The organism is Ruminococcus sp., from assembly GCF_024684275.1.
This window is the reverse complement of sequence record NZ_JAIKXF010000016.1, coordinates 18,810-38,822: the sequence shown is the minus strand read 5'-3', so window position 1 is coordinate 38,822 and position 20,013 is coordinate 18,810. Positions and strand designations below refer to the sequence as shown.

The 20,013-nt window shown below is 45.8% G+C and carries 12 protein-coding genes; 7 read left to right on the top strand and 5 right to left on the bottom strand.

Annotated features, from left to right (window positions below):
- The first annotated feature begins 302 nt into the window (after positions 1–302).
- The 3 genes from K5677_RS01985 to K5677_RS01975 all read left to right on the top strand — a co-directional run bounded on the left by K5677_RS01985 (position 303) and on the right by K5677_RS01975 (position 4,278).
- Complete coding sequence (locus K5677_RS01985) at positions 303–617, top strand: TfoX/Sxy family protein (protein ID WP_296724062.1); 315 nt, start codon at positions 303–305, stop codon at positions 615–617.
- A gap of 23 nt (positions 618–640) precedes the next feature.
- Positions 641–1,315 carry a CPBP family intramembrane metalloprotease gene (locus K5677_RS01980; protein ID WP_296724060.1) on the top strand — a complete coding sequence of 225 codons (675 nt, stop codon included), beginning with the start codon at positions 641–643 and terminating at the stop codon, positions 1,313–1,315.
- 71 nt (positions 1,316–1,386) lie between these two features.
- Positions 1,387–4,278 carry a family 43 glycosylhydrolase gene (locus tag K5677_RS01975; RefSeq protein ID WP_296724059.1) on the top strand — a complete coding sequence of 964 codons (2,892 nt, stop codon included), beginning with the start codon at positions 1,387–1,389 and terminating at the stop codon, positions 4,276–4,278.
- Positions 4,279–4,605: 327 nt separating this feature from the next.
- Here K5677_RS01975 and K5677_RS01970 read toward each other — a convergent pair whose 3' ends face one another.
- Entirely contained in the window at positions 4,606–5,880 is a 1,275-nt protein-coding gene (locus tag K5677_RS01970; protein WP_296724056.1) for an aminotransferase class I/II-fold pyridoxal phosphate-dependent enzyme, read from the bottom strand.
- Between the two features lie 330 nt (positions 5,881–6,210).
- On the opposite strand from K5677_RS01970, the gene K5677_RS01965 reads away from it, so the two are divergent.
- Positions 6,211–7,731 carry a transglutaminase domain-containing protein gene (locus tag K5677_RS01965; protein WP_296724053.1) on the top strand — a complete coding sequence of 507 codons (1,521 nt, stop codon included), beginning with the start codon at positions 6,211–6,213 and terminating at the stop codon, positions 7,729–7,731.
- A gap of 123 nt (positions 7,732–7,854) precedes the next feature.
- Positions 7,855–8,772 (top strand): hypothetical protein, encoded by a 918-nt coding sequence (locus K5677_RS01960; protein ID WP_296724050.1) that lies wholly within the window; start codon positions 7,855–7,857, stop codon positions 8,770–8,772.
- 11 nt (positions 8,773–8,783) lie between these two features.
- Here K5677_RS01960 and K5677_RS01955 read toward each other — a convergent pair whose 3' ends face one another.
- On the bottom strand, positions 8,784–10,850 hold the full coding sequence (locus K5677_RS01955; RefSeq protein ID WP_296724049.1) for an N-6 DNA methylase: 2,067 nt from the start codon (positions 10,848–10,850) through the stop codon (positions 8,784–8,786).
- 309 nt (positions 10,851–11,159) lie between these two features.
- Here K5677_RS01955 and K5677_RS01950 point away from each other — a divergent pair, with 309 nt between their 5' ends.
- Both K5677_RS01950 and K5677_RS01945 read left to right on the top strand, forming a co-directional pair.
- Complete coding sequence (locus K5677_RS01950) at positions 11,160–13,124, top strand: bifunctional diguanylate cyclase/phosphodiesterase (protein ID WP_296724047.1); 1,965 nt, start codon at positions 11,160–11,162, stop codon at positions 13,122–13,124.
- Positions 13,125–13,475: 351 nt separating this feature from the next.
- The gene (locus K5677_RS01945; RefSeq protein ID WP_296724045.1) at positions 13,476–15,101 is read left to right on the top strand and encodes a cellulase family glycosylhydrolase; all 1,626 of its coding nucleotides are present in this window, start codon (positions 13,476–13,478) and stop codon (positions 15,099–15,101) included.
- A 96-nt stretch (positions 15,102–15,197) separates the two neighbouring features.
- Here the strand turns inward: K5677_RS01945 and K5677_RS01940 are convergent, their stop codons facing one another.
- The 3 genes from K5677_RS01940 to rlmB are packed head-to-tail and all read right to left on the bottom strand — an operon-like array spanning position 15,198 to position 19,962.
- Positions 15,198–16,604, bottom strand: a complete 1,407-nt coding sequence (locus tag K5677_RS01940) for an LCP family protein (RefSeq protein WP_296724044.1) — start codon at positions 16,602–16,604, stop codon at positions 15,198–15,200.
- A 60-nt stretch (positions 16,605–16,664) separates the two neighbouring features.
- Positions 16,665–19,190, bottom strand: a complete 2,526-nt coding sequence (locus K5677_RS01935; RefSeq protein WP_296724042.1) for a hypothetical protein — start codon at positions 19,188–19,190, stop codon at positions 16,665–16,667.
- A gap of 10 nt (positions 19,191–19,200) precedes the next feature.
- On the bottom strand, positions 19,201–19,962 hold the full coding sequence (rlmB, locus tag K5677_RS01930; protein WP_296724040.1) for a 23S rRNA (guanosine(2251)-2'-O)-methyltransferase RlmB: 762 nt from the start codon (positions 19,960–19,962) through the stop codon (positions 19,201–19,203).
- Positions 19,963–20,013 lie beyond the last annotated feature (51 nt).

The following is a 20,013-nucleotide window of genomic DNA, read 5'->3' as shown; positions in this document are numbered from 1 at the left end:
TGTTAATGGCAAGACTACAAAGATCAACGGAAATAAGCAGTACACATGGGGCGGTCCGGACGCAGAGCTTGGCTATTATCAGGATACAACAGGTGACCTTGATGTTTCTATAAGCGGAAGCGGCAGCTTCACTATATGGGGTATAGGTCTCATAAAGTAAAAAAAATCCATTAAAAGCTCCGATCGTGTGTCGGAGCTTTTTTTGCGCCAAATGATATAAAAAACACAAAAATCTATTGATTTTCAGGAGAAAATAGTATAGAATATTATTGATAAATTGTTAAGAAAGCTGAGGACAGTCTATGGCATCAACAAAGGAATATCTCGAATTTGTACTTGAACAGTTATCGGAGCTTACCGATATTTCCTACAGGGCAATGATGGGGGAGTACATAATCTACTATCAGGGCAGAGTCATCGGCGGTATTTACGATGACAGATTCCTTGTGAAGAATACAAAGAATGCAAGGGCGCTTATGCCCGATGTGCCTCTTGAACTTCCCTATGAGGGCGCAAAGGAAATGCTTCTTGTTGAGGACGTTGAGAACAAATCCTTTCTCAGGGAATTGTTTGAGGCAATGGTCAGCGAATTGCCTCTGCCAAAGAAAAAGAAATAAATACACTGCTAAAAGGAGAATAAATGGAACTCAAAACTAACAAACTAACGTTGAAAAAAGCTTTATTAATCTATATAGTATTATTTTATGCTGCTTGGACAGTCTATGAGATGCTTTGCAGAAAGCATCTGGACAGTGCAATAAATAATGATTTAATTGTTGAACTGTGTGAGACTGTTATCAAGAACCTTGTATGGACGCTGCCTGCCGTGCTTCTTATACATAAGTATTCCTCCGATGTTCACGTAAAGCTGAAGGAAATGTTTGCAGCTAAGGTGAATTGGCTGAAATATCTTCCCTATTTTGCATTTTTTACCGCATACATTCTGGTCAATGCGTATAGTCAGTATGGTGAAATAAAAATACAAAGCGATTTCGGCATAGCGAGTATCATAACCGTTCTGTTTGTCGGATTGGAGGAGGAAATGGTGTTCCGCGGCTGGCTGCTGAACGCAACAGTCAAAGAGGATAAGAAGCGGCAGTATATCCTTCTCAACGCTGTCATGTTCGTTATTATACATTTTCCTATCTGGATAAGGACAGGTTCTTTTGTATCGGCATTTACGCATTTCGGATTTATTATAATTCTGTTTTTGAGTGTGATATTCAGCACTGAATTTCTCAAAAGCAAAAATATACTTGTTCCCATTGCACTGCATATGTACTGGGATCTGCTTGCATTTATGTTTGTAGGGTAAAGCTGCGGAGCTGAACTGATAGTTCGCTTGATCTATGGTTATTATCACAATGAAGAAAAGAGGTTTTGAGTATGAATTGTCTTAAAAGACTGATGGCTGCCGCAAGTGCGGCTGCGCTTGCATTTGCGGCTTGTCCTGTCAGCGTACAGGCGGCGGTAACTGCGGACTTTGCAGATGAGTACGGCGAGGTCATAAGCAGAGCTGATTATACTATCATGGTTCGTCTGAGCGGAAAGTACATAACTGCTGCAAGTGACGGAAATGTCCACCAGTGGGAGAAGCTTGGCGACGATTCACAGGTATGGCATATCGAGAGTGCAGGTGACGGGAAATGCTGCATACTCTCAGGCAGGGACAGAAAGCTTGCGCTTACGGTGGAAAACGGCGATTCAACAAATGGCAACAATATCTATCTTTCGGAGTACAAGGACACTGCGGCTCAGCATTTCATACTCCACCGCACCGATGATGCTTACTATATCACAGCGGAGTGCTCGGGGAATGCTGCTCTTGACGTGTATGACATAAGCTATGAGAATGGTGCTAATATCGACCAGTGGGATTACTGGCAGGGCGAGGGACAGAAGTTCTATATCCGTCCTGTTGACGGTGATTTTAAATTTGTCCGCGGTGACCTTAACTTTGACGGAGCTGTTGACAGCTTCGACCGTATCATCATGCAGCGGGGCGTTATCAGCAGCTTTGATGATACCATGTCTGCCATTGCCGATATGAACGGCGACAAAGCAGTAAATACTGCTGACTTAGTTCTGCTTACAAGCTTTATACTCGGCAAAGAAGCCGATATACAGACATACAGCACCATTTCCACCGAGAAGCCAGATGTGGCTTACCTCTTTGCATACTTCCTCGGAAATGCTCCCGAGCAGGAGCGCCTCTCCTATGCTGTCAGCACTGACGGCTACAACTTCAAGGCGCTCAATGGCGGCGGAGCTGTATGGAAGTCAGGCGTAGGCACGGAATGTATTCGTGATCCGTATATCTTCAAGGGCGAGGACGGATTATACTATATGCTTGCTACGGATATGAAGTCCTCACTTGGCTGGAGCAGCAACCGAAATCTCCTTAGTGCAAAGTCCACGGACCTTGTACACTGGTTTGATGAGACAAGCATTGAAATAGCCAATAAGTATCCGCTCATGCAGGGAGCTGACCGTGCGTGGGCTCCGCAGGCTATATACGATCCCGAAAAGGAAGCCTATATGATATACTTTGCGGCGAGAGTCCCTGGGCGTGATGACAGAACTATTATGTACTATGCCTACAGCAGGGATATGAAAAAGCTTGATACAGAGCCGCAGCTGCTGTTTGCGCCGAAAAACGGCAATGACGCAATTGACTCTGATATAATCTGTCAGAAGGGAAAGTACTATATGTACTACAAGAACGAGACCAACAAGCGTATCTATCTTGCCACAGCCGACCATGCAAGCGGTCCTTACAGTGAGATAAAGCAGGTCTCTGAGGGAAATATCGGCGTTGAGGGACCGAATATCTACAATCTTATCGGTACTGACAAGTGGCTGATGATGTCCGATGCATACGGCGACGGATACTACGTAATGCAGGAGACTAACGATCTCACCAACTTCAGGACAGTGAGCCGAAACAGCTACAGCTTCAATTTTACGCCCCGTCACGGATATGTTATCCCGATTAACGGCGATCAGTATAATGCACTTATAAGCGCTTATCCCTCAGCAGGGCTTACTCCCATAAATACAGGAATAAAGCCGGCAACTGTCAGCGTCAGGAGCGGTGAGCCGCTGAATATGCCAAAGACCGTCACAGCGCAGTACACAGGCGGCGGTACAGGCGAGCTCAGTGTTGACTGGAACAGCTCTGATATTGCAAATATCGACACATCAAAGCCTGGGACATATACTGTAAACGGTACAGTAAGAACAAGCGCAGAGCTCTACTCCGATCCTTTTATAAAAGAAAGAGCCGATCCTTATGTAGTGGACGGCGGCGACGGATACTTCTATTTTACGGCGTCTTATCCTGCTTACGGCAGCGTTGACAAGGGTTATGACCGCATAATCCTCCGAAGGAGCAATACGGTGGACGGACTTGCGAATGCTGAGGAAAAGACTATCTGGAAAGCACACTCCAGCGGAATACTTGCCAAGCACATTTGGGCTCCTGAAATGCATAAAATCGGCGGATCATGGTATATGTTCTTTGCGGCAGGCGCCAGCAGTGATATATGGGCGATACGTCCCTACGTGCTGAAATGTGACGGCGATCCCTACACCGGAAGCTGGACGGAATGCGGACAGATGCAGGCAAGCGCAGGTGACAGTGATTCATTCAGAAGCTTCTCTCTTGATATGACCTATTTTGAAAACAATGGCAAACACTATGTTATATGGGCTGAAATAAAAGGCGATTCCTCACTGTTTATGGCGGAGATAAACCCTGCCGAGCCGTGGAAGCTTATCTCAAAGCCTATACTTCTCACCAAGCCCGAGTATAAATGGGAGCTTGTGAACAACCGCGTAAACGAGGGAGCGGCAGTCCTAAAGACTGACAAGAAGGTCGACGTGTTCTTCTCTGCTTCGGGAACCGGTTCAGAGTACTGTGTTGGGCGTCTTGAAGCTGATATAAATGCCGACCTTATGAACACTAAGAGCTGGAAAAAGCTTACTGAGCCTGTGCTTTCAACGGCAGATGTCAAGGGAAGATCAGGTCCAGGACACAACAGCTTTGTAAAGGACGAGAAGGGGAATCTCCTCATTGTGTATCATGCCCGCCCAGACAGCCATGCGTCACAGGGCTGCGGCACATATAATAAGGATCCGCTGTATGATCCGTGCAGACATACCCGTATCAAGCGAGTGGTTTTTGACGGAAACGGCGATCCCGTAATCAATCTCAGCGATGAAGCAGAGCTCTCTGCGGCGAACAAAAAGGTCACAGCAACAATTATTGTTAGCTGAATAAAAGTTTAACGCGATAACTTGCCGAGCCTATGAACGGGATTCCAAAGGGACTGTGTTCCTTTGGTCAGGTCAAGGGCTGACAGCCCTTGTGGGGTGTGGGGCAAGCTTAACAAGCCCGTCCCCTTTGTCGCCGTGCGACATCTCCCCACACTGTGGGGAGTAACCCCACAGTTACGAAGGCGTTCCCTAAACGGGCGGATAATATCCGCCCCTACAATAGGACGTCGAGGACGCCGTCCCCTACAAATACAAATTTTGATTTATACCAAGATTCAAATCAATGAAAAAAGCCCTTCCGATCATATCGGAAGGGCGATATTTTTATTATTCAGCTAAGAGCTTTTCAGCTGCTGCTATCTTTACGCAGATAACAAAGAGGTCCATTGCTTTGCTGAGGTCCTCAATCGGCGGATATGTAGGAGCGAGCCTGATGTTCTTGTCATCAGGATCAACGCCGTAAGGGAATGTAGCACCTGCGCCTGTGAGAGTTACGCCAGCCTCGCTGCAAAGTGAAACGATCCTCTTTGCACAGCCGTTCGGAGCATTGAATGAGATGAAGTAGCCTCCCTTTGGAGTTGTCCACTGACCTATGCCGTAAGGAGCCAGCTCCTTTTCAAGCTTGTCGCAAACAAGTCGGAACTTCGGAGCGATAATGCTCATGTGCTTCTTCATATGATCGAGCATATTCTCGAATGTGCCGAAGAACTTAACATGGCGGAGCTGATTCATCTTATCGTGGCTGATAATGCTTATGCCGAGATATTTCTTGAGCTCGTCGATATTCTCCTTGCTGCCGCCCATAACTGCAATGCCGGCACCCGGGAAAGTTATCTTTGAAGTAGAGCCGAAAATGTAAACGATGTTCTCGTTGCCTGCTTTTTTTGCCTCATCGAGGATATTGAGGATATATTTAGGTGAATCGGTGAGATGATGGATACAGTAAGCGTTATCCCAGAAAATACGGAAGTCCTTTGCAGCAGGTTTTAGAGCTGCGAAGCGCTTTACAGTTTCGTCGCTGTAGCAGATACCGTCAGGGTTAGAGTACTGAGGAACGCACCAGATACCCTTGATAGTCTCGTCGTCCTTGACAAGCTTCTCTATCATGTCCATATCGGGGCCTGTAGGAGTCATAGGGATATTTATCATCTCAACGCCGAAGAACTGAGTTACCTTGAAATGTCTGTCATAGCCCGGTACGGGGCAGAGAAACTTTACCTTGTCGTATTCTGACCAGGGCTTGCTGCCAAGTATACCCTTGTTGAAGGCACACTGAACAGCGAAGAACATAGCGTTGAGGCTTGAATTACCAAAGATGATGATCTCATCGGTGTTTACGCCGATCATTTTGGAAAAGAGTTCCTTTGCTTCGGGTATACCATCAGGTACACCGTAATTGCGGACGTCATTGCCGCATTCGCTCATAAAGTCACCGTCGTCGAAGGTCTTGAGCATATCAAGACTTAGGGCGAGCTGTTCGCTGCAGGGGTTGCCTCTTGCCATATTGAGACAGAGTCCCTGACCTTTGAAGTCATTGTACAGCTTTTCGTTTTCGCTTTTGAACGAAGCAAGCTCTTCTTTTGTCATCTTGGATAAATACATTATCGGGATCTCACCTTTCAAATATTTAATGAGTGCAGTAATATGCACAAAATCTCCACATAACAGTATATCACAGCAAACAGACATTTGCAAGTGTCAATATAACAAATTATACTGAGAGATAGCTCCTTTTTTTGGCATATTCAGCATTATTCGCCTATATATAGCGATATTCTCATTTGGAATAGCAAATTGCACTAAAATACCGATGTTAATTTTCAATGAAAATCAGGTGATAACTATTGACTTTTATAGGCAGTTTATATATAATATAATTATACAGATAAACTAAGGGGATGGGTATTAATTGTTTCAATAGGAGGGTTCTGTATGAAAAGATTAATCTCATCGACAATTTCATTTATGACAGCAATAGCTATGACTGCGTTTGCAGGCACAGCAGGCGTGGTATACTCAGTTGACAGTACGGGAGATGTATCAGGATATGAAGTTACGTTAGGCGATGCTGATTTTGGTTCGCTGACGCTTCCTGCTTCTCCGAAGGCTGAGTCAAATTATAGAAAAGGGTCTTATAATTACGGCGAGCAGCTTGACGCTAACAATTCGGCAGTTTACGAAAGGTTTATCAAGCTAACTGTTCCTGATATCGAACCGTTCGTGGTTGAGCTGCCTGAGACTGTTACGCTGAAGGTATCAGCTCTGCCGGGCTCTGCAAGGTTTACAGAGGATGACCAGCTTCAATACCAGACGGCAGTATTCAGTGCTTGCAAGCCCGGCATCGACGCAGCGCTCTTTGATTGTCCTGAGATATACTGGATAGAGCCATCGGGTATAAATATCGCACTTGGCGATGATACAGGCGTTACTTCAAGCTTCTGGACAGGCGGCTATACTCTGAAGATAAGGTCTCTGGAAATAACTCCAGCATACCTTGAAGGCTTTACTTCCCTTGAGGAGGCTAAAAGCTACGGTCCGCTCCTTGAGGAGGGGCTGGACAAGGTATCCGTCAAAGGTTCGACCAGATATGAACAGCTCAAAAGCATTCATGACTATATAGCCAAATTTACGACCTATGACCTTGATGCACGGTTCAGCAGCTCTGCACTGGGTGCTGTTGTTGAGCCGGGAGTTGTATGCGAGGGCTATGCCGAGGCATTCAAGCTCATGTGCGACAGACTGGATATACCCTGTGTGTGCGTATTCGGAAATCTTATTGAGGCAGACAATACGGGACATATGTGGAATTATGTCCAGATGGAGGACGGCATATGGTACGGAATGGACGTGACATGGGACGACCTTGACGGCAAATATGGCAGGGAGCTAAAGTATGAATATTTCCTCAAGGGCTCAAAGAGCTTTTTTGAGAAGCATACTCCCGAGTCTGATTATAAAATAACTCATTTTGAGTACCCCGAGATCTCGGAAACTGACTACGTTCTGACAAGTCAGCCAGAGCAGACTACAACTACCTCCGCGACTACTACCACCACAACAACTACGACTGCGACGAAGCCGACCACAACTACTACAACTACGGTAACGACAACTACTAAAAAGCCGACTTCAACAACCACAACTACTTCGATCACGACTACAGCCAAGCCGACTACGACTACTACAACAACGACAAAGCCTTTAACAACAACTGTAAAGGTCACAACTGTGACAACGACTTCAACGACAACGACAACTGCTCCGCCAAAGCCTCTTATAGGCGATCTTAACCATGACGGTGATGTAAATGTTGCAGACCTTGTATATTGTCAGGGAACAGTGCTTGGCAAAATAAAGCCTCAGCACTCCTGTGACGCAAACGGCGACGGCAATACGGATTCATTTGACCTCGTATTCATGAGAAAGCTGCTTATCATCGGCATAGCGAAGTAACACGTTATACCGTTCATTTTCTTTCAGTAAAAATGTGAAAAAGGCTCTCGCTTCGTCTATCAGAGCCTTTTTCACTGTGTACACCGACAGTAAAGGGCTTTACAGAAACGGAGAAAGGATATTATGAAAAATGATTTCCAGAAACCAAAGGATAATCTGATAATACTTAGAGCCCTTGCGGCTTGGTGGATACTGGGCTTTTCCATTATCTTTTCAGCCACAACGGTCATAGACCTGCTGTCATCAGCATGGAAGGGCGTAGGTGTCGGCAAAGCATTGATGTTCCGCGCGGCATTTTCGGCGCTTTCAGCCGTTCCGCTGACGCTCATCATGTATTTTTTAGTGATACCGCGAGTTAATAAGCAGTTTCGCATATTCCGGAAAATAGTGTCAAGAATATCCGACGAGGGATATTCAGGACCTGTAATAAAGGATATGGAGGCTCAGCTGCAATTCTGCATGACTATGCCTGCAAGCTACGCTACATACAGGAATCAGTATGCAATGTTTCTGACAGAGGCTTATATGTCGCTTCATGAGTATGAGCTTGCCGAGGAAAAGCTGGGCTGTGTGGACTATGAGTTCATGAAGAGCGAGCTCCGCGGCACAAATACCATCTCACTACAGCGGAATATCCTGCTTATACACGTTCTGAGAGTTCAGCTTGCTGCCGCGAGCGGTGATATAAAGCTTACTGAGGAGCGCGTAGCCAGCGGAGAAAAGGTTTTTGCATTATACCGTGACAAGAGCGAAATGATGAATTATCTTATAGATACGGCGTATTTTGAGTCGCTTTTAGTGCACGAGCAGTACGAAAACGCCGATAAGCTCCTTGAAAAATACAAGGATAACGAGGAGCTGAGATTCGGCTATTTGCTGGATAAGGGGCGCTGCCTTATGCGAATGGGCAGAACGGAGCAGGCTGAGAGCTATTTCAATGAAGCCTATTCTATGGCTACAAATGACTGGCGCAGGCGTACTATCGACCTTGAAAGAAATAATCCCATACCGTTAAAAACAAGAAAAAGCACTCGCAGATAATGAGGTGATGCTCATATCAGCGGGTGCTTTTTGAAATCATGGCTGGTCTCAAATGAATCGTACTCTGATTTTGATATTTCTGCACATTCTGCCGCAAGCCTGTCAGCTTCGGCAGATCTTTTATATATTATCGGAAATTTAGCCACTTCTCCCGACTGAAAATTCAGAGTAGGGTTGAGCTGACCGAAGATATATGCAAAGACTTTGGAATTTAGCAGTGCGCAGATGAAGTTCTTTTTATCGTCAAGGTCAAAGATACAGCACCCGCCATTGTCAAAGATATAGCCGTTCCCGAACTCGCGGATGCTGAATTTGCCGCTGGTAAGAGTAGACCATGTGAGCCCCGGCTTGGTGAAATAGCGGTAATTTGCTACGACCGCAGTAGGTATAGCTCTTATTTCCGCTCCGTCGTCGAACCAGTCGATGACATAGTCATTGAAGCCGTACCATTTCCGATAGCCCCCTCCTTTATTATAGGGAAACCAGCGCTTTTTAAGTGTTTCGGCTCTGTTTATGGAGGTGCTGTCAAGATTCAGCTTGTTTTTGTCGACCTCGAACCAAAGTCTGAGAAATCTGTCATTATCAGAGGTCGAGTTGCCTTTTCTGGGAGCAGCAATACTGCTGAGAGGCGGATATTTCGTGAAAAGTCCGCGGACATTCTCGCTCAGCCAATATGCAGCAGGAGCATTTGGAAGTTTATTGAAGTCCTCAGTGTCAGCTCTGAACACATAGTTTCGCTCAGGCACGGATATTGCTTCGAGAAGCTTTTCTCTCTGGACCTCAAGACCGCCGCGGAAGTCGGTAAGACGGAAGTAAACGCCTCTGGCATCGGTTTTGTGGTTCAGCATTGTAAAGGCGCATACAGGTACAGTAGCCTCCTCAAAGGCGGAATATTCAAACTGTACAAGGCTTTCGACGGTGCAATTGGTGAACATCATACGGCGGAGCTTTTCATAGCTTTGAATAAACAGCCAGACGAAAGGCGTGAGGAATCCCAGATAGCCTTCGGGCTTTGCAAGCTCGGTGCAGCGCTGTATAAAGGCGGAAAACAGGTCTGCGCGGCTGTCGGGATAGTTGGATTTTACGAAGCTGAGAAGCTTGGCACTCATATTTCCACAGCTCAGGTAAGGCGGATTCGTTACCACAGCGTCGTATCTGCGTGTGAGAAGCTCGTATACCTTTGCTGCCTTTGTGTCCTGTTTTTTTGGGGGGATTAAAGGTCTGACAAGACTGCCGAAGAGCTCTGAGCCGTCGAACTGACGTGAAAAATCGTCCTCGCCGGCTAAGCCCTCCGTATCGAAAACCTCAGGCTTTATATGACTGTCAAGTATCTCTGGGGCATAGTCCGCTGCTCTCATTATCAGCGCAAAATGCGACATTCTTCTCATGCGGCTGTCTATATCAAGACCGAAGATATTCCGCGTAAGAGCGAGCTTTGCGGCTTCAAGGCGGTCATAGCCGAGTGATATATACAGCTCCATGAAAAGGTCAAGGGCAGCAACGAGGATATTTCCGCTTCCCATGCAGGGGTCAAGAAATGTTATATCCTCGGGAGCGCATGGGAGAGATTTGTTTATTCTGCGGATATAGTAAGTCAGCTTAGAAGTATTAAAGCCGTAGGCTGACGAAAAAGCCTGACCGAGGGTGTTTTCCGTCATATAGCGAACTATCCAGTCGGGAGTAAATATCTGTGTAGCGGCGGAGATGTTTTCTGCGCCTATCTTGACATTTCGTTTCAAGCCGCTGAGCGCAGCTTCCTTTGCGTCACTGTTGAAGTACTGATATAACCGACCTATGAGCTGAACATTATTTTTCCATGAGTCATCGGGAATCTCTGAAAGAGCACCGCAGACCTTTTCAGAAGCTGATATGACTGCGCTTTCAGCATCAAGCTTAGGAAATACATCGGGGAAAGCATAACTTAGCACTGCTGCATCTGTCCGCATATTATTTGCTGCTGTGTATCGGAGGGCAGCTCCGCGAAAAAAAGCCTCGAATCTTAGCTCAGGGCTGTTTATCAAGCTTTTTAGCTGTGCTTTTACGGCTTCGACGATATTTTTCAGCGATGATCTTTTCACGGTATCCCTCCTATAATAAAATGTTATATAACAGATACTATTATACCACAGAGCGATGGTTCTTTCAAGTGAATCGGGCTTAGTTCAGACAAATGCGGCTTTGTGAGATAAGCTGATTCTACAGTTTTTTGTAGACCATTGACAATTTACTGCTGGTGTGTTATAATAATTTTGTATTCAATAACTTTACTATAAAAGAATTGCTTATAAAAGATAAGTTTTCGGCTAAAAAATTGTTTTTTTATTATCTATTTTCTGCACAGCCTTAATATTTACTGTTTCATTTTTCATCGGCAGGGGGGACTAAATATGGAAAAGGTTATGAAATGGGTGGCGAATGGTCTCGGAGTTGCAAAACAAAGCAAATACGTCAGGGATTATTTTTTCAGAGCGAATATGCGTGCAAGCATATATATGTCCGTTGTTGTAATAGTGCTTGAGATATGGATGATAATCCGCATGACAAATACCATACTGGTGAATCATCTCCAGAGCAATTTCATGCACTATTTCGAGAAGTACTATATAAATTATATCATACTCCTTACATCGGGTGTGCTTATGCTTATTTTTTCTCTGAGATATATAAGGGGAAAGACAGAGAATACTGCTCTCGGACAGGCTATAAAATGGGTATTTACCTTTATATGCATATATTTCGGCATCAAGATCTCAATTAATGATTATTCAAAGGGCGAGCAGATACTTACATTCCTGACTATGGAGCTTTTCTCCTTGTGTCTGCTTACGTGGAAGCCTATTGCGGCGTTTCTTATCTCAGGCGGTTCGTATCTTTACTTCTTCATGCGCATCGATGATATGGTAGCAGTTAATACCGGGGAGCAGGGGACTACTGTTGCAACTCAGATAAACTTCTTTATCATGTGGATATCGACCATGATGGTCTGTGTTGCAAACTATAATAATACACGTTTGCAGGCTGTCAAGGACGAAAATCTTGAGAAAATAAACGGGTATCTCTCAAAAATATCTGTTGAGGACGAACTTACAGGCATACATAACATGGTGTATTTCCGCTCAGAGGGCGAAAAGGTACTGCACTATGTGGTTACTGATAAGGAACATCTTCTGTTTCTGTTTTTTGACATTGAAAACTTTAAATCATACAACGAAAAGTATGGTTTTAAGGCAGGAAATGAGCTGCTTATAAAATTTGCTCATATGATAGATGATGAGTTCAAGGATTCTCTTGTTTCACGTTTTTCTGATGACCATTTCGTTGTGCTGACTCATGTTGACGGAGCCCATAATAAGATAGGAATGCTTTCGGGTGAGATAAAGAAGCTCCAGAAGGAAGTACACCTTGAACTCAAATGCGGCGCGTATAAGCCCTTAGATGATAAGGTCGATATAAGTCAGGCCTGTGACAGAGCACGTTTTGCCTGCAACAGCATAAAGAAGCATTACGACCGAACGCTTCGCTTTTATGACAAGTCGCTTGAGGATAAGTTCCAGCAGAAGCAGTACATCGTCAATAATATTGATACGGCTATTGAAAAGGGCTATATAAAGGTATTCTATCAGCCTGTTGTGAATACTGCTGACGGCTCTATATGCGGACTTGAAGCCCTTGCAAGGTGGCAGGATCCTAATTACGGACTTCTTTCACCCGGAGCATTCATCGCAATACTTGAAGAATACCGTCAGATATACAAGCTTGACCTCTGTATGGTCGAAGCAGTATGCAGAGATTATCGTGAGGCTGTTGACAGCGGAAAGCACTTCGTTCCGGTTTCTCTCAACTTCTCACGCCTTGATTTTGAGCTTTGCGATATAGTCGGAAGTCTCTGTGAGATAATCGAAAGATATGATGTGCCAAAGGAATTCATAGATGTTGAGGTTACTGAAAGCGCTCTTACCGATCAGCAGGATTTCCTGCCGAAAGCCATTAAGAGCCTCAGAGAAATGGGCTACAAGGTTTGGCTTGACGACTTCGGCAGCGGTTATTCATCGCTGAATGTATTAAAGGATTATCATTTTGATGTCCTGAAGATCGATATGAAGTTCCTTTCGAGCTTTGACAGCAATGAAAAGACCAGACCTATCCTGGAAAATATCGTAGACCTTACGAAACAGCTCGATATGCTGTCACTGTCAGAGGGTGTTGAAACTCAGGAGCAGTTTGATTTCCTTGCGAAGATAGGCTGCAATCGTGCGCAGGGCTATCTTTTCAGCAAGCCGCTGCCTCTTGAAGAGCTGAGAGCAAAGCTTGACTCAGGTGAGCTGCGTATCTCAAAGAAATACGCGAAATGATAAAAAGCGTTCCCGATTAGGTGCCTCCTCTTAACGGAAAAATATGGTTACCGTGCCTGAAATTTCAGTCTCGTAAATGTAACCTGCGTTCCGCCAGAGGGGGCTCCCCTTATCGGGAACGTCTTTTTTGTACATAGATATACGAAATTTAAACCTGCGGTGCATAATCTTATGTATCGCTTTTTGCACTTTGAGTGCATAAAACGCCGCTGTAAACGACAAAATAGTAATTTTGATACCGAAAATATTTAAAAATATCAAAATGATGTTGTCAGATGTGATTTATTGTGCTATAATCAATACATAATGTGAAATATGTTCACGGGATATTACTATTCAGGAGGAATCATTATGAAAAAACAGTTCATCAGCACAGCTCTGGCGTTTATGGTACTTGCGTCAACAGTACAGCCGTTCGGTCAGAGCGAGAAGAAGGCTTATGCCGCAGACAACACCATGCGCGATATTTCCACAATGGATTTGGTCAGGGACATGGGTATAGGTATCAATCTTGGCAACACTATGGAGGCTTGCGGCGACTGGATAGCTGATGTGGACAAGCAGTGGGGCGACGGTATCCTTACTGTTGATGAATACGAAACAGCATGGGGAAGCCCCATTATTACTCAGGAAATGATACAGGGCATGGCTGACGAAGGCTTCGGAGTAGTGCGTGTGCCTGTTGCGTGGTCAAACCTCATGGGTGACAATTACAATATAAGCTCAGACCTTGATGCACGAGTTCACGAGATAGTTGATTGGGTCATCGACGCAGATATGTACTGTATCATCAATATCCACTGGGATAATGGCTGGGTAAACACCTTCCCCGACAATAAGGACGAATGTATGAAGCGCTATCAGACCATGTGGGAGCAGATATCCGACAGCTTCAAGGACTACGGCGATAAGCTTATGTTCGAGTCTCAGAATGAGGAATTGGGCTGGGAAAGCGTATGGAATCCGTGGGGAAGTACCGACGGAAAAGCTGAGTCATACGGTCTTGTAAATGAGATTAACCAGAAGTTCGTTGACGTTATCCGCAGCTCAGGCGGAAACAATCCAAAGCGTCATCTGCTTATATCAGGATATAATACCGGCTTTGACCGCACCTGCGATCCGCTTTTCAAAATGCCTGACGATCCTGCAAACCGCATGGCAGTATCTGTTCATTATTATACTCCTGCAGGCTTTGCTATCCTTGAGGATAAGGACGAATCATGGGCTAAGGCTCGTGCAACATGGGGTACAGACGAGGATTACAAGGAACTCAATGCCAACATGGATATGATGAAAAATGGCTTCATCGACAAGGGTATCCCTGTTATCGTAGGTGAATACGGCTGTCCGACAAAGGGCAAGGAGGCAGATTCAGTCAGACTCTTCCTCAGCTCTGTATGCAGGTCTGCATATGAGCGCGGACTTTGCCCGATACTCTGGTCTACTCCTGATTCAACTACAGATGACGGTACTGTTATCAAGGGACATTACAACCGCAAGACCTGCAAAATGGAGGATCAGGAGCTGAAGAAGCTCTTTAATGAGATATCGGGCTTCAAGCCAAAGACTCCCGCGGAGACAACCACAACAACTACTACCACCACGACTACAGCAGAAAAAACAACTACTACATCTTCCACAACTACAACAACTGTAACAACTACAGCCGAGACAACCACATCTACCACCAGAGTAACAACAACTGCCGAGCCTGTTGCTTCTACAACGACTACAGCTCCAAAGGCTGGTAAAAAGGGCGATGTAAACTGTGACGGCGATATTGATATGTCAGATGTCGTACTGATAATGCAGTCACTTGCAAATCCAAATAAGTTCGGCGAAAATGGTACTGACGAGCACCACATCACACGTGAGGGAATAGATAATGGTGACGTGGCAGGCGGCAATGACGGTCTCACCAGCGGCGATGCTCTGGAGATACAGCTCTTCCTTCTTGGTGTAATAGCCTCTCTGTAAATACTCCCAAAAGATGTTCAATGCGATCACAAGAAGTGATCGGCATTGTATAATTCAGTAAAAAGCCCGAAAGCTTTAAGCTTTCGGGCTTTTAAGTTATTCCTTTGCAAATACTTCTTTGTCTATGATCTCTCTGTTAGCGCCAAAATCGACCTGTAGTACGTTTCCGACGTCTACATCGGCGCCTGAATAGGTACCCTCAGCAGGTATCTGTATCTGCTTTGTCTTGTATTTCAGAGCAAACGGAGCTCTCAGAGACAGGAGATATGCCTTTGGTGTTGACATATTCGTTGCTACATCTGGTATAACATCGGAAGCAAGATTTTTGAAGAGAGAAGGCTTGAAGGTCTTCAACTTAGCGATGATAAGTGACATTACTCTGCGCTGACGCTCTGTACGCTCGAAATCGCTGTTGCCTACCTTGCGTATACGCGAGTAAGAGAGAGCCTGCTTGCCGTTGAGGTGGAGTTTTCCGCCGCCGCTGAGCAGGTCAGACATGGGATCATCGCCCATGAGACGGTTTACCTCAGAGATGAGGATAACGTTTATCTCCTCGGCTTCTGCGTCGCTTACCTCGATATCTATACCGCCTACGGAATCAACAAGCGATACGAATGAAGCAAAATCGACGGAAACATAGTCGTCGATACGAACATCAAAATTGAGTTCGAGAGTGTCCATGAGCAGGTCAGCTCCGCCGAATGCGTAAGCCGCATTGAGCTTGTTCCAGCCGTTATTCGGTATCTCTACGTAGCAGTCACGCATGAATGAGGTCATGATTATCTCATTGGTCTTGCTGTTGAGGGATACCAGTATCATTGAATCTGAACGTCCTACCTCGTCGGCTGTTCTGCCGTCAGTACCGATAACGAGTATGCTGCGGACATGACCTCTGCCGAGGCTGTCTGCGTAGTGGTTACGGCTCTCTGAGGGCTTATACTCCATTTTCTTTATGAGAGACACTGAGGTGCAGGAGTAAAGTCCGAAAAGAAGCAGGAAAAGTACAAGGACTGTCTTGAATAATCTGCCGATTATCCTGCGGAGAAGCGACTTATGGCGGCGCTTTTTCTTTTTGGGTCGTTCCTCATGCTCAGACTGAGGAGCGGCAGGCCTTTTGCGTTTCTGCGGCGGTCTTGGCGGCGGAGGCGGTGCTGCTTGTGGAGCAGCAGGAGGAGGATAATATCCGCCGTCGCTGTAACCGCTGTATTCCTGTGGTGACTGCCGGTTATAATCGTAATATTGCGGCTCGCTGTAATTTGGCGGCGGCGGTGGAACAGAGTGAGGGAACTGAGGCGGCTGCTCTGAATGTGGGAACTGTGGAGGCTGCTGCTGCGGAGAACTGCCCCCAACCTGTGATGAAGCTCTGCGGTTTACCTTTCTCAGGGGCGGAAGCTCCTGTTTGGGAGCGCTGTATCCGCTTACTCCATTGGGGAGCAGCATGGTATCCTCATTATCAGTGTTTGGGATATTGTCCTCGTCCCTGCCATTATATCTGTTTGGCATTTTGTTCTCCTTTCAATGTTTGAAGAACCTGTGCCGATGCTGACACAGGTTCTTGTTACGTCATGTTTTTTTTAGGCTTACGGCTATATATGTGAGCACTGTCCATGCTGCGTTATAAACAACAAGGGCTGTAGCTGACATATAAACGTAATTTGAGCGGAATGCTTTTGAAAGTATCAGCAGCATACACAGTACAAAGCCGAGAAGTATTGAAGCTGTCTGCAAAATAAGACCTATTATTGCTGAGGAATGGACTACCTTTGTACCGATGAGAAGCTCGGCAAGTGAGGAAAACTTTCCTGTCGTAGCCATTGATGAGCTGAGGCGGACAGCCTTTTTGGTTTCCTCGTAAAAGTCCTCATGGAGCTTCTTTGGCAGTATCCTTGCCATTTCCTCGGGGATACCGAAGAGTTTATTCAGCTTTTTCAGCGTTATACACGGGTCAATGCTCTTGATGAACATACATATCTTGTTCTTGCAGAGCTTTTTCGCCCATTTTTTCACGTATCTGTCTGCAACTATGTCAACAACGAACATTGCTGCAAGATTTCCTGATATTGAAAGATAAAGTGCATCCTTGCCCTCATCAACGAACTCAGTTTCCTGAGTCTTTGTGGGAACGCCCTCTATATTGTGGCTTGTCATAAGCTCGCGGTTGCCAAAGAGTACGCGCTTGTTGTTTATCCAGCCGCACATACCCATTCCTTCCTCGTAGGAGTAGTTTTCAATGGGATAGAGTGCACCGTTTCTGCCGGCTATTACGTCGGTAAACAGCTGTGACATTATGCTTCCCGAGGCAGCCGTAAGGCTTGCGGCTTCGAGAAACGCCTCGTCCAGCTTTGTATTTGAGAATACCTTGATACCGTCAAGTCTGACCGTACCCTCAGGGAAGAGAGTACCTGCGTCTATGAGTATCGAATTTGTATCATAGAAGTCATCAACGCTCTGATACCCAAGCATTATGCCCTTGTTGCGGATAGCGCTCTTGGAAACGTTCTCAAGAGGGATATTAACCACGAAAGGCATTGCGATACAGGATGTAGCGCATATCAGCATACTGAATATAGAGAATCCGAATGCAGCTGCGTCAAGGCTTGCTATAGTTCCCTTGCAGAATATAGTGAGGAACAGTGCAACAACTATTGAAGCAAACAGGCAAAGCGGAGAAGCCTTTCTGCAAAAGTCATCTGTCATATCCGATGAATAGGTATACCGCAGAAAATCAGTAAGAAAGTCTGTCTTGCGCATTGAAGCAAGGATAGGGAAGTCTCCGAGAGTTCCGCGGGTTATGCGCTCAGCCCTGTCCTCGTCCCTGACGTAGGTAACGCCGTGACGGTCAAAGTTTTTCGACACGAACTTGAAGTTTCGGGCAGCTCTCCTTATTATAAGGTGCTTGCCCAGCGCATTTATAAGCAGTGCAAGTATGCCTACAGGCATATAAATGTGTATATTTTCAGAGCTCACAAGGTCGGGGCTTAGAAAAGCGGGGATTATCGCTATCAGACAGGACAGTGCGGTGATAGCGGTCATAGAGTCTCCGTCTGCCTTGAAGCTGAGAAGCTTTCGCAGTCCCTTTGTTATGACAGCTATTGATGAAATGATTGATACAGCACCGAGTATAAGGTGTACTGTCAGGTATGACTTGATATTTGACATACTGAATATGTCAAGAGTCGGCACATTGAACTGATTTGCCAGTGTCATGAACAGACTCAGAAAAGCTGTCATTGCAAGTATCACAACACGTACTGAAATAGTGCTTTTCAGCTCGTATATATCGCGTCCTACGTCCTCGACATCACCGTAGTAGTTGAAGTCAACTATCCTTTTTGTACGCTTGTTCTTGGAGTGCACTGACATATATTCATCGGCACCCTGAGTAATATGTACGTCCAGCTGATGTGCGTCAATATCAGCCTTTTCGCTGAGATTTATACTGGTAAGCTCAGCTCGCGGCGCAGGTTCAACGGGCTTTGCCGCCTCAACAGCAGCAGGTGAGGGAACGATGTCTGTTATCTGCTTTCTGCCCTCGGCGCTTTCTGCTTCGTTGATTATCTGTATGCGGCTTCGCTTTTTCTTCTTGAACTCGGGAGGAGTATACATATACTCGCCCTCGGGAGTTTCACGGGCATAGGTATAATTATCCTTTTTGCCGCGGCGTATTTTCTTGTTCTTTTTGTTTTCGATCTCCTTAGCGCGTGTTGACTCGCTCATACGTCTTATTTTCGGTGCTTCGTCGGGATTCATCTGCACAGGAGTGATAGTGCCCGATGGTATCACCTTACGCTGAGGATTGGTGCGTATCTCGCTCATGGCATCTGAGCTTACCACAGCCACCTTGTGTCTTGAAAGATCGGCAGGCTTTACCTCGTCCGCAGGAGTTTCATTTCGGTGTGCATTATCGAATAGAGCGGATTTTTCATGTGAGATAGGCGGTCTTGATTTAGGTCTTTCAACGAATTCAGGAGCGTCTACCGTAGAATTTATTATTTTCTGGGCGTCAACTCTGCCCACATTGTTAGGTTCAAGAGAGTCGGGAGAGTATTCGTCAAGAATAGCCTCCAGCGACGGTTTCTGTTCTGACATATTTATCTCCTTATTCAGAGCCTCTGCGCTGGCGCAGTACCTCATACATGAAGATACCTGCTGCCACGGAGGCATTGAGTGAATTTATCCTTCCGAGCATTGGAAGCTTTATCATAAAATCGCATTTTTTCTGTATCAGCTTACTCATGCCGAAGCCCTCAGAGCCGATGACAAGGGCAACACCGCCTGTAAAGTCGGTCTCGGAGTAGTCAGTGCCCGAGGCGTCTGTGCCATATATCCATACACCGTTCTCCTTGAGGGTATCGATACAAGCCGCAAGATTGGATACTCTTGCCACAGGCACATAGCTTGCAGCACCTGCTGAGGTCTTATATACTGTAGCGTTCAGCGAGGCGCTCCTGCGCTTTGGGATAATGACGCCGTCAGCCCCTGATGTTTCGGCAGTACGGATTATAGCTCCCAAATTATGAGGATCTTCTATCTCATCGCATATGATGATGAATGGCTTTGTGCCCTTTTTCTGTGAAACGGCAAGGATATCCTCTACCGTAACATACTCTCCGCAGGCACCCTCGGCAACTACTCCCTGATGAGAAGCGCCGCCTGACAGGCGTGAGAGCTTTTTATCGTCAGCGTCCTTGACTACGACACCTTTTTCTTTTGCAAGGCGGCGGATAACACTAAGGCTGCCGCCGTTTCCGTCGATATAGACGGTATCGAGATTGGCTCCTGATTTCAGCGCCTCTATGACGGGATTTCGTCCGCAGATGATATTCCGGGGCATTTCATTGATATTTTTCTCTTTTTCCATATTTAACAGCGAGCGCGAAACGCTCATGCTCCTTTTGTTCTGTTTATTGTT